Annotated in this window: 9 protein-coding genes and 3 pseudogenes; 3 read left to right on the top strand and 9 right to left on the bottom strand. The window is 55.8% G+C overall.

Features of this window, described 5'->3' with window-relative positions:
* Positions 1–154: 154 nt before the first annotated feature.
* Positions 155–891, top strand: a pseudogene (locus OEG79_RS09235) (transposase); the annotation flags it as partial.
* Positions 892–904: 13 nt separating this feature from the next.
* Here the strand turns inward: OEG79_RS09235 and tnpC are convergent.
* From tnpC to tnpA, 3 genes and pseudogenes are all read right to left on the bottom strand, one after another.
* Positions 905–2414: pseudogene (gene tnpC / locus OEG79_RS09230) on the bottom strand (IS66 family transposase).
* 63 nt (positions 2415–2477) lie between these two features.
* Complete coding sequence (gene tnpB, locus OEG79_RS09225) at positions 2478–2813, bottom strand: IS66 family insertion sequence element accessory protein TnpB (protein WP_033997876.1); 336 nt, start codon at positions 2811–2813, stop codon at positions 2478–2480.
* A complete protein-coding gene (gene tnpA / locus OEG79_RS09220; protein WP_023105889.1) occupies positions 2810–3145 on the bottom strand; it encodes an IS66-like element accessory protein TnpA in 336 nt (111 codons plus the stop codon). Before tnpA ends, tnpB begins: the two co-directional genes overlap by 4 nt.
* A gap of 104 nt (positions 3146–3249) precedes the next feature.
* On the opposite strand from tnpA, the pseudogene OEG79_RS09215 reads away from it, so the two are divergent.
* Together OEG79_RS09215 and OEG79_RS09210 are read left to right on the top strand one after the other, a co-directional pair.
* Positions 3250–3670 (top strand): annotated as a pseudogene (locus OEG79_RS09215) (integrase core domain-containing protein); the annotation flags it as partial.
* 31 nt (positions 3671–3701) lie between these two features.
* The gene (locus OEG79_RS09210) at positions 3702–4682 is read left to right on the top strand and encodes an IS5 family transposase (RefSeq protein WP_264148433.1); all 981 of its coding nucleotides are present in this window, start codon (positions 3702–3704) and stop codon (positions 4680–4682) included.
* A gap of 225 nt (positions 4683–4907) precedes the next feature.
* Here the strand turns inward: OEG79_RS09210 and OEG79_RS09205 are convergent, their stop codons facing one another.
* The 6 genes from OEG79_RS09205 to OEG79_RS09180 form a co-directional block, all read right to left on the bottom strand.
* Positions 4908–7505: a DNA phosphorothioation-associated putative methyltransferase gene (locus OEG79_RS09205; RefSeq protein ID WP_264148432.1), complete on the bottom strand. Its 2598-nt coding sequence runs from the start codon at positions 7503–7505 to the stop codon at positions 4908–4910.
* Positions 7506–7538: 33 nt separating this feature from the next.
* Positions 7539–8639, bottom strand: coding sequence for an HNH endonuclease domain-containing protein (locus OEG79_RS09200; RefSeq protein ID WP_264148431.1), 1101 nt, complete (start codon positions 8637–8639; stop codon positions 7539–7541).
* A complete protein-coding gene (locus tag OEG79_RS09195) occupies positions 8636–9052 on the bottom strand; it encodes an HIT family protein (protein WP_264148430.1) in 417 nt (138 codons plus the stop codon). Before OEG79_RS09195 ends, OEG79_RS09200 begins: the two co-directional genes overlap by 4 nt.
* Before the next feature lie 112 nt (positions 9053–9164).
* Complete coding sequence (locus OEG79_RS09190) at positions 9165–9599, bottom strand: DNA phosphorothioation-associated protein 4 (RefSeq protein WP_264148429.1); 435 nt, start codon at positions 9597–9599, stop codon at positions 9165–9167.
* Entirely contained in the window at positions 9592–11601 is a 2010-nt protein-coding gene (locus OEG79_RS09185) for an AAA family ATPase (RefSeq protein ID WP_264148428.1), read from the bottom strand. Before OEG79_RS09185 ends, OEG79_RS09190 begins: the two co-directional genes overlap by 8 nt.
* Complete coding sequence (locus OEG79_RS09180) at positions 11598–11771, bottom strand: DUF1737 domain-containing protein (protein ID WP_108581382.1); 174 nt, start codon at positions 11769–11771, stop codon at positions 11598–11600. Before OEG79_RS09180 ends, OEG79_RS09185 begins: the two co-directional genes overlap by 4 nt.
* Position 11772 lies beyond the last annotated feature (1 nt).

Genomic DNA, 11772 nt, shown 5'->3' with positions numbered 1-11772 from the left:
AAGTTTTTTTATCACATTATGACTTCCTTGTCGAGAGTTTTATGGGTAGCAAAGCTGAAGCAGAGGATGCTTAGTAGGCGTGTGACGTCTCTCCCGATTTGAGTAGTGCCCAGCTTTAGAGCCCAGTCCCAGTCCCAGTCCCAGTCCCCAGGAGATTGGACATAAAAAGCGTTTCACTGAAGAGCAAATCATTGGCTTCTTGCGCGAAGCGGAGGCTGGGCTGCCGATCAAAGAGCTGTGTCGTCGGCACGGCTTTTCAGAGGACGGCCACTACCTCTGGCGCAGCAAGTTCGGTGGCATGAGCGTGCCAGATGCCAAGCGCCTGAAGGAGCCGGAAAGCGAGAACCCCCGCCTGAAGAAAATGCTTGCCGAGTTGATGCTGGAGATCGAAGTCACCCGCGAGGCGTTGCGGAGAAAGTGGTGAGCGCACCATCCCGTCGAGAGCTGTTGCGCCACATGACGGCACGCGGCTTGAGTGAGCGCCGGGCGCTACGGGTGATCTGCATGAGCGCCAGCGCTCTGCGCTACCAACCAAGGCCAGATCACAGCCAGAGCCTGCGTGAGCGAACTGTGGCTCTGACTCATCGGTATCGCCGTTATGGTGCAGCGATGATCTATTTGAAGCTGCGGCAGGCTGTCGAGGTGGTTTACCACAAGCGGGCTGACCGTCTGCATGCCGAAGCACGCTTGCAGGTCAAAAAGGCGCAAGCGCAAGAAGATCCCGATTGCAGATTGATAGCTGCTGGGGCGTCCACGGGCCGCCTATCAGGCCTGGTCGATGGACTTTGTGTTTGATCGCACAGCTGAAGGACGTGTCATCAAGAGCCTGACCTGGTGGACGATGCTACCCACGAGGCTGCTGCCATCGTGCCGGAGCGAGCCATTGGCGGTAAGCGAACGGGCATCACACCTTGCCGGCGGATACCCAGTTGTGCGGCAGCAGCTCGGCCAGGGCGCTGGCCTTCTGCGTCGGCAGGCGCATGAGCACATCCTTCAGGTAGGCGTACGGATCGTGTCCGTTCAGGCGGGCTGACTGGATCAGCGTCATCAAGGCTGCGCCACGCTGGCCACTGCGTAGCGAGCCGGCAAACAGCCAGTTGGCGCGCCCCAGGGCCCAGGGGCGGATCTGATTCTCGATCCAGTTGTTGTCGATGGGTAGGTTGCCGTCATCCAGGTAGCGCACCAACGCTGCCCAGCGCTTGAGGCTGTAGTCGAGTGCCTTGGCGATCGCGCTGCCTTCCGGCACCTTCTGCCGCTGCCCAAGCATCCAGCTATGCAGGCCATCGATGATCGGCCTGGCTTTGTCCTGGCGCAGTTGCCGTCGCTGTGCGGCGAGCAACTCTCGCCCTTCGCGCTCCACCTCGTACAGCTGACCGATGTACTGGAGGGCCTGCTCGGCCAGTTGGCTCTGGTTGGCGGCATGCAGGTCGAAGAACTTGCGCCGTGCATGGGCCATGCAGCCGATCTCGGTCACGCCTTGCTCGAAGCTGGCCTTGTAGCCGGCGAAGTCGTCGCAGACCAGTTTGCCTTGCCAGTCACCTAGGAAGCTGCGCGCGTGCTCGCCGGCCCGGCTCGGCCTGAAGTCGTAGACCACGGCCTTGAGGTCGGCGAAGGGGCTGGGTGCATAAGCCCAGACGTAAGCCCGCTGGGTCTTCTTTGTGCCCGGGGCAAGCATCTGCACTGGGGTTTCGTCGGCGAGGATGACGTCCTGCTGAAGCAGGCAGTCGCGCAGGGCATCGACCAGAGGTTGCAGTTGGACGCCGCATGCGCCGACCCATTGCGCCAGCGTGGAGCGCGCGATGGCCAGCCCGGCGCGGGCGAAGATCTTTTCCTGGCGGTACAGTGGCAGATGATCGGCGAACTTGGCCACCATGACCTGAGCCAGTAGCCCGGCAGTCGGGATGCCCTTGTCGATCACCTGCGCAGGCACTGGGGCCTGGATCAGCGTTTCACATATGGCGCAGACCCACTTGCCACGGATATGCCGCTCGACGGTGAAGGTGCCCGGGGTGTAGTCGAGCTTCTCGCTGACGTCTTCACCGATGCGCTTGAGCTGACAGCCGCAGGCACACTGGGTGCTGTCCGGCTCGTGAAGTCAGCGTGCGCGGCAGTTCGGCCGGCAGCGGCGCTCGCTTGGGCTGCTGCCGTGGCTCGCGCTTAGCGGGCTCTGGTCGGGCCGTTTCAAGCTCTGCCTCGATGGCGGCGATGTCGGCCTCGATCATCTCGTCCAGCAGATTGAGCTGGTCGGCATTGAGCTGCTCGCTGCGGCGGGCGAAGCGGTGGCGCCGCAGCACGGCGAGTTCGTGGTTCAACCGCTGGTTGAGCGTTTCCAGGTGATCGACGCGCTGACTCAACTGCGCGGCCAGTTGGCGCAGTTGCTCGGGTGTCAGGTGATCGAAAGCGGCAGGACTCATGGCGCCGAGTGTGCGGATTGTCGCCCCCCTCGGCGATAGGCCATTGGCCTAATTGCACCCCGGCTACAGGAGTCTGATCTCGGCATTGGGCCCAAGACGCTGCCAAGGTAGGCCGACCACCAGGGCCTGCAACTGCTCGGGACTGAGTTCCAACTGCTGTCCCTGCCAATTGCCCGACCAGACGAAGCGCCCTCGATTGAGCCTGCGAGCGGCCAGCCAGATGCCGAAGCCATCGTGCACCAGCACCTTCATCCGATTGGCGCGCTTGTTGGTGAACAGGTAGGCGCAGTGCGGCTGCGCCGCACCGAAAACTTGAACCACCCGGGCCAACGCGGTTTCGGTGCCGGCGCGCATGTCCAGCGGCTCGGTGGCGAGCCAGATGCGCTCGATGCGGATCACTTCAGTAGCTCGCGCAGAAAGCGGGCGCAGCCTTCAGGGTCCTTGCCCGGCCACTGCACCGACAGTTTGCCGGCCCGATGGGGAATTGCGATCTGGATGGCCCTGTCGGCCGCACTCGGGGTAGCCGGCACGCTCGGGACGAGAGGAATTGGAATAAAACCTGAGGGTACCGCGGGCAGCTGTGCCTGCTGGCGGCGAATCCACTTGTGCACGAGATTGGCGTTGAGGCCGTGGCTCAAGGCCACGCCGGCAACCGAGGCGCCGGGCTGGGTACACTCCTCGACGACCTGGGCCTTGAAGGATTTGGGATAGGAGCGGCGTTGGCCTGGCACGGGAGATCCTCCGCAAGGGGCTTGAAATGGTGTCCACCAAAAACAGGTGGACACCATGCCGCTAGCTGGAAGAACCGGGGAGGTGTGTTGGCCAGACGCTTACCATTGGCGGGCACTCTTTGACGCGCACTCTGGATCGTCTAGCTGCTCGCGAGGACTGCCCAAGGCCATCCACACGTACAATGGCAAGGAGCCCTGTGGCCGGGCCATGCTGACCTGGGCTCATCAGCGTGGAGTGATGTTGTTTTTGATTGTGCCAGGCAAGCCCAATCAGAAGGTCTACATAGAATCCTTCAACGGCACTTTCGTTATGAGTGGCTGAACTAGCATTGGTTCACCAGCCTGTCGCACGCCAAGGTGGTGGTTGAGTCCTGGCGGAGGGAGTACAACGAAGAGCGACCCAAGAAAGGACTTGGTGGGCTAACCCCGTCCGCCTATGCCGAGCAACTGGCCTCAAAAGCCATTACATTGAGCCAGGACTCTAAAGCTAGGGAAATCCTGAAGAAGACTTCCCGAATCTGGTGAAATACGTCGATCCCGTTGCCCGAGTTTCCTGATGAAGCAGATGACCTTTGCCGACGCCGAGTACGCCGGCAAACGCAAGCAGACCCGCAAGGAATTGTTCCTGATCGAGATGGATCAGGTGGTGCCGTGGAAGGGCTTGGTTGCCCTGATCGAGCCGCACTACCCTAAGGGTGAAGGCGGCCGTCCAGCGTATCCACTGATGGCGATGTTGCGCGTCCATCTGATGCAGAACTGGTTCGGCTACAGCGATCCGGCGATGGAGGAGGCGCTGTACGAGACCACGATCTTGCGCCAGTTTGCCGGGCTGAGCCTGGAGCGTATCCCCGACGAAACCACCATCCTCAATTTCCGTCGCCTGCTGGAGAAGCACGAGTTGGCGGCTGGGATTCTGGCGGTGATCAATGGCTATCTGGGGGATCGTGGCCTGTCGCTGCGCCAGGGCACCATCGTCGATGCGACGCTGATCCACGCGCCGAGTTCGACCAAGAACCAGGACGGCAAGCGCGACCCGGAAATGCACCAGACGAAGAAGGGCAACCAGTATTACTTCGGCATGAAGGCCCACATCGGCGCCGATGCCGAGTCCGGTCTGGTGCACAGCGTAGTGGGGACGGCTGCCAACGTTGCAGACGTTACCCAGGTCGACAAGTTGCTGCACGGCGAGGAAAACATGATTGGGGCCGACGCGGGTTATACCGGCGTAGAGAAGCGCCCGGAACATGAAGGCCGGGAGGTGATCTGGCAGATCGCGGCCCGCCGCAGTACGTACAAGAAGCTGAGTAAGCGCAGCGCGCTGTACAAAGCCAAGCGCAAGATCGAGAAGGCCAAGGCCCAGGTGCGCGCCAAGGTCGAACACCCGTTTCGGGTGATCAAGCGTCAGTTTGGCTACACCAAGGTGCGCTTCCGGGGCTTGGCGAAGAACACGGCACAGCTGGTGACATTGTTTGCCCTGTCGAACCTGTGGATGGCTCGCCGACATTTACTGGCGAATGCAGGAGAGGTGCGCCTGTAATGCGGGGAATGGCTGCTGGGAGGCACTCGCGGCAACCGAAAATCATGAAATAAGCGGCGGATTTGATCGTGTTTTGACCAGCCGCCGTTTTTGAAATCGCTGATGGCGATGTGACCGGGAAATGTAGGGCTACTTCAGACCATCCCTAGATGCTACTGAAGACGGGGAGGCGTCGGACCTATTCAAACTGCATTGGCAATCTAATTTTAGAACATCAATTAAATTTTATCCCTTACACGAGAAGTGGCGAAGAAAGGTATCTTTCGAGTAGCCTCTGGGAGGTGCTTTTCCTCCTCCAGGACTCAGGTCCAGAAACGATTCGACTCTGCCCTGATTGCTGTTACTGTAGCTGATATGAACTGGCCGACTCCTATCGTACAAATAAAGTCGATCAAAGTTCAGATTGTTAACAATCCATTGCGTGACTTCCAGCATGTCTTCGTCTTCAATGATAAAGTCAACTGCCGCCCCTTTTCGGTCACAAATATAGTTTCCTTTTCGATTCTTTTCGTAGCTGGCATGCTGGTCTAACCTCGGGGCAATACCCCTGGGTATTTCTTTGGCCAGAGCCTGCGAGCAAAAGCCGTAGGTCAGCTTGATCATCCCGAAATAATCGATAATGGGGTCGAGTAAGTTTACGGCTAAGTCCAGAAGCGCGGTGTAGGTGTTCGGTTCTTTGGGAAGATTATCGAGATTGGTTCGTTGTTGCGTGTCGCCGCAGTGGATGAAGTCTCGGTAGGTAAAATTCTCCCCGCAAGGGTCGTCCAGATTTGGTATCGATTGACTTCGCGCAAGTGTAAATCCATCAACTTGGTAGCGGTGTTTCGCCAAGGTTTTCACCAATTCTTCTGGACTTGGCCCATATCCATCCAGATCGAGAAACCGTAGGTTTTCTAATTCCTCGTCAAACGCCAACTGTTGACCGTAATTATGGCAACTTTCGTTGATGTAGCGACTTTTCAGATAGAGGAATGGCGGGATGTAGGTTTCGCCGTAGTCGAAGAAATCCAGCCGCTGATTCATCAGATTGATTTTGACCCGCTCGATCATTCGCGGCAGCGGTTTACCATCAAAATCATCGAACTCCATCAGCGTGAGCTTACTCGAGCGAATGTGAATCTTCACCAAGTCGGCGCTGGTAACGTCACCGTACAAACTGGTGGCACAGTGCACATAGGTTCTTAGCACCGACGGTAAATGTGAGACCAAGCTGGTGTGCAGTTGTAGCGAATGCCCCTCGATCAACCATCCCAACCCGGACTCTGCCGCAGAGTTACAGGCGGCGTTGATGGCCTCTTTGTCGAAAGCCCTAAGTAGCAAAGCCTCGCCATGTGCTAAGGCGTTCTCGATGTCGCCAAAGAAGTGCTTGATGTCTTCTTTGAGAGTGGGTTCGAGTGGCCTCCTGGGTCGCTTGCCAGCAAACCGAAGCTTGGCAAAATACACCGATAAGTCATCGATTCGGGTCTGGCGGGCATGTTCTAACTCGGCGACGCCCTCTTCCCCTTTGAGCTGAATGATCAGCCGCAAGGCCAAGGGCAAGGAGCCCAACTGGGTACGAATCTCATCCAAAATACCCAGCTCTTTGGGTTTTGGTTCTCGCCCCAAACCCAACCATAGCGCCCAAAGCGTCTCTAGCAACTGCGCATGGGATTCGTATTTATGTTTCGCCCGCTGGGCGACCCGCGCCGTTTTTTCTTCCAAAGTCAGCGGGGTGTAAATAGGCCGGACGGGGGAGCGTCGTTTGGCGACCCGCTGACTGCTGAATCGCTGTTCAGCATCCGAGCTTTTAAAGACGTAGAAGATGCCGGGCGCCACGGGCACCGGCTCGATGCCTAACACCGCTTCCAGGTATTGGGCTAGTTCGACCTGAGAGTAGTACTTTTGAAATGTGTTGCGGGAGGTTAGGACACCGTCAGCATACGGGATGCCGTTGCCGGTGTTCGAGTGCACCAACATAGCAGACACCACCAGCCATTCCTGAGCTAGCTCAAAGGCGCCTTTAAGGGCTTCATCACGTTGCTGGCGATCCTCAATCACGTTGATGACGAAGCCGAGATTCACCACATCAGCTGTGTTTTTGTTGTTGTCGGGGGCGTAATAGGGATCCCAGCCTGAGGCCGTGATGCCGTTATCAGTCAGAAAGCGAACGTCACTGCCCCGTCCACACCCGTAATCGAAGATGGTCTTTTGGCCGTTCAAATAGCCAAGCCGAGCCAAGGTCTGCATGGGCGCCGAAAGGTTGGTGCGCGAGAGTGCCGTGAGGTGGCGTTGAATGATATCTGTGTCAGCCTGCGTGCTAGGGGCCGCCTCACCAAACTCTTCATTGCCAATGGGTAGCAAGTCGTGGCCCTGAATTCGGTAACCTCGCTCGATCAAGACCACAGCCCACTCTCGGGCGAAGCCAATGCGACTGGTATCATCAAACAGTCCAACGGCTTCGGCTTGTACGGTTAGTGACGCAAACCCCGCTCGGCGAGGATGATCGGGAGCCAGCAGGAGCTCTTTGCGGTGCAGAACAGGCGGATTAAGGGACTCTTGAAAGGTCCTAAAGATTAGACGTTCCGTGTCCCCGGTTAACGACCAATAGTGGGCTAGGCTAGGGAAAGCGTCCTCAAAAAAAGCAGGGTAATAAAGAAAGGAAACATCCTGGTTGTTGTCGTGTAATTTGACGACATTGAAGTCCTTCTCCGCTTCAACGCCCGCAAGCGAGATGGCTTTTTGGATGGTCTTACGGTGATGTGGCCCCAAGCTCGGCAGCGCCGAGCAATGCACATATAGGTGCTGTCCGACTTTCTTACCAACGAAGGCGGTTCCGTTACCCATATTAGGTCCTCCCGACGGTGGCTCGTTGGTAAGCTAATACCCCAGGCTCTGGGCCAATGAAATCATTGGATTTAAGGTTTTCGTGTACGCCGCCGTAACCTTTTCCGGATATACCAGCTCGGCGGTGCTGAGGCCAAGGCCAACGCTGTAATCTTCAGCCATGGCTGTCCACTGTTTTGACGACAGCAGGCGTTGAGCCACTTGCAGAGCCTGGATTTGGACGTTGATAAACGCCTCCACTTGCTCTGGGGTGGGTAGGGTCCTTCCGATGCTGCGGTTAGTGGCTGACTTGGCCGGGATCAGATTCCAGTACTGATCGTGGCAGATGAACGACCAAGGCAGGAAGTGGTCCAGATCAAAGGTATCGGGCTGAACTGGATCATTGGCGTAAATGCACGTCAGAGGCAGCTCGGCAAGAAGCTGCTTCCAGACTTTGCGCTGCTTCGTGAGCGACGCCCGTTCGTACGGCGGCGCGATCTTGTCGATAATGGCCGGCGAATTTGGATTGCTCCTCTGCAGGTAGGCTGCCCAATGGTTGAACGCCCAGCCTTTAATGATCGAGAAATTCACCGTCAGATACTCCATCCAACGCGGGTGGATCTCGATGCGAGCGCCGCCGTTGACGAAGCGATAGAGGGGTGGTTTGTCTGACGTAAACGTAGATTCCGCCAGTTCGCGTATTCGTCGGTCTTTCTTTTGATCAGGAAGGCAACGCAACGCGTCCGCAAAAAAGGGCGTCAGTAGGCGCTGGGGGACGTACCGTTGGAGGGTCGCCGCGCCAATACAATCGAACTGGCCGGCAAGGGCGTCGCGCAGGGCTTGCTGCGCCTCCGGTGACGTCACCGCGCGCTCAGACAGATCAAAGTCCAGCTGATCCAGCACCGCACCAACTTGATCCTGCACCCCAAATGAAAGTTTGAAGAACCGATGGGGATACCAGCCGAAGCTCAGCAAGGTGCTGGTAATCTCGTCCAACGCAAAGGTTCTGTCGTCATCGAACCGGCGCAACCGGTTTTCGATCAGCTGCAACAGGCCGATAAAGAACAGCAGCTTGTAGGATGCAGTTGTCTTATCGAAGATCGCCGATAGCGCACCTACGTTCAGCGTGGCAGCCGAGGGAGGGATCGCGCTCATGGCCAATACTTCGCTTTGTCCGGAATCACCCAACGTACCCCGCCTCTGGGGTCCTCGACATCGCCGTCGTACCTGGGAATGACGTGAATGTGCACGTGCGGGACCGTCTGTCCTGCAGCCGCCCCATTATTGATCCCCACGTTGTAGCCATCGGGACGATGGAATTGGCCGATAAGGTCCTTCGCCTGATTGATCAAACTGAGCAGATGCCTTTGTTGTTCGGCGGGCACGTCAAACAGGGTTGGGTAATGGCATCGTGGGGTTATTAGTAGATGACCGGGAGAAACCGGGTAACCGTCCGCAAAAATGTTGGCTATCTCGTCGCTGTAGATCGACCGCTCCTGGGGCAGATTGCAAAAAGGGCAATCTGCATGGTGGGACGCAGCGTGATCGTGGCTGGTTGGGTCTGCCATGATGATTGGATCTTCTTTTTAGTCAACGTCATTCCCACGTCACCGACAAGCCCCACTGCACTCTGCAGTTTTGGAGTCAGAGGCGTCCCTGCCTCCGTACCAATCCCGGAACTTAGGCGCCCAGCGCCGTAATATCATCAATGATCGTGTGCTCGGCCTGCTCATCGAGAATCAGGCTAATGATGGCATTTTGTGCATTCAGCCCCGGGTCGATGATCGTGCTTTTGATGATATCCAAACCACCGCAGGCGTATTCTTCGAAAAGCTTGATCTTGGCGTCAAACTTATCGCCCTCAGGCTCCAGGTAACCGGAATCCTGATGCTCGAACAGAGCCAGCACGTTCATAAAAGCTTCGTCGTACTCCCCCCGAAACACCGACAAGGGTATGGGCTCGCTGGACTTATCGAACTCCACCGACTTTTTCCTCGAAAAGCCCAGAGCCGCGGCAAATACCATGGCGTCCTTAAAGGAGACGAAGACACCCTTGTCCTTGAGATAGGTTAGGGTCTCGGTATGTTTTGCTGGTTTCCGGACGCGATCAACCATAGAACCCTTCCTCCAACTTTGTGTACTCGAACTTCTCATCACTGCTTGGGTCAGGCTTATGGTATTTCAGCGTGTATTGCTTACCCAGGCGTTTGGACAACTCGCTCTCAACCTCACCGCGCCACTGAGATTTCGACACCATGACGATGACTTGATCAGCCAAGGCCGGAATGAAGGTTGCCACTTTTTGGCGATACTCGGGATCCAAAGCTCCAAACGGAGAGTCCATCACGATCGGATAAATTCCACCTTTTTGAAATACACTCGGTTTACTGGCCCATTCTTTGGCGGTGTTGACGATGCTGCTGATGAAACAAAGGCTGGTAATCTGGTTTTCACCGGTGGATTTCTCCAAAACCGGTTGCTTGCCGTGCCCTTCGATATTTTTGAAGATTTTTAGGGTGAAGTCATCATCGATCTCCGCCCAGTAATCCTTCCTCATGATTTTCCGGAAGGTGTCATCGACCTTTTTCGACAAATCTGAGCGGACCTTATGGGCCATCGCTTCGTGCAATTCGCCAATGGTGTCAGCCACTTCCTTGGCCAGCTGCTTTCGACGCTGACTCAAGTCCGCCTGATTGGTATTGGCCAGCTCTTTCTCAATTTCCTTATCCTTGTCTTTGAGCTGGTCTTCCCAGGCGGATTTTTGATGCTCACCGAGGAGACAGTTGTCGTATAATTGTTTGCTCCTCGCCTTTAACTCCATCCGCCGCGTCTCCAACTTGGCGGAATCCTCTACCCCCTTAATCTCTTCACCCAGCTCATCAATTTTTCCCAGCAAATCCTGTCGTCGGTTGCCCAAGTCAGCTAATCTATTCATCAACTCATTGATGTTGGCGAACAACGCTTTTCGCGCTGTCTGCAAATGGGACATGTCACCAAACAGCGTCATGAATTGTTCTTCAACGCCATTGTCCTTGATAGTGGTTTTGTACGACTCCAGGGTAGACACACACTCACTACCGGGCTCCAGCGGTTGGCCACAGATGCACTTACCCAGCTCGATCAAATCATCGATAAAGGTAGCTTTTACCTTGCTGGGCATCTCACCCCGAATCCGCATTTCATCAAGATACTGTTTGACCTCGGTCAGTTCCGTATCAATAAACGCCAGGAAGCCCCGTTCCGTGACGTTTTTGTTGAGCGCGGATGAGGCGTCGTCTTTATCTTTTTTGATTTGCTCAAGCTGATTCTCGAGTTCCTCTCGCCGCTTTTGCTTTTCAGCAATCGCCTCGATCGAATGCAACCGTTTATCGATGGCTTCAATCTCTAGATCAATTTCGCTCAGAGTCTTTTTCCAGCCGCTGATCTCTTCCTCTTTTTTCTGGATTTTATCCGTCAACCTCGATTGCTCATCCAAAAGCGCCGTCATATTGCCAGAGGAACTGTCTTTGGCTTCTTTGTTGAAATGTCGGACAACCGAATTCTTTAACTGCTTCTCGGCACGATCCAGAATATTCAAACCCATTAGGGCTTTAATAGCCTCTCTGACCTGAGTGGATGCGCTGTTGTAGGCTAGCTTTTCGATGCGCTCTCCGTTAAAAAAGAAATAGCTGTGCATGTCTTCCGGCAAGATTTGATTCAGCTGACTCCCCGGGTTCGAGGAGCGCCTGGACAGGCCTGCAGAATCAATCAAGGTGAGTGATGGCACAGAGGGACCCAAGGACTCTACGTGCAAGCCCGCGCCCTTGGCAAACTTTTGCTCCCGGTGCGCGGTGTAGGTGGCGCCGTCATCATCAAACTCCAAGGTCACCGACATGACGATCGTGCTGTCCTGGGCCGCTTCGGCGATGGCCTTTTCGCTGAGGATATTTTCGTTGTTGGTATCAAAGTCGGTGGCTCCGTAGAGCACCCATTTAAAGGCATTCAACAGGGACGTTTTACCAGCACCGTTTTCTCCGTGAATTACGGTGACGCTCGCTTGGTCATCGGTTGAAAAACTGATCGACACTTCGCCATAGAACTGCCGAAAGTTCCTAATAGTTAATTTTTTTAATTTCATGCTTTGACTTCATCCTTAATAACCTGAATGATGCGCTCGCAGAAATCTCGCTCCATTTCCGCCGTAAGAACTCTATAATGCTTGCCTTCCTGGTGAATTTTCAGGACTTTATTGATGACCGATTGAGCTTCTGGGGAAGCCGACTTGATGACCTCAGCGGGCGTTTTCATA

Origin of the sequence: Pseudomonas sp. Z8(2022), assembly GCF_025837155.1 — a bacterium.
In the GTDB taxonomy this organism is placed as follows: domain Bacteria; phylum Pseudomonadota; class Gammaproteobacteria; order Pseudomonadales; family Pseudomonadaceae; genus Aquipseudomonas.
Note: the sequence above shows the minus strand (reverse complement) of the source record. Positions and strands in the feature narration are given on the sequence as shown.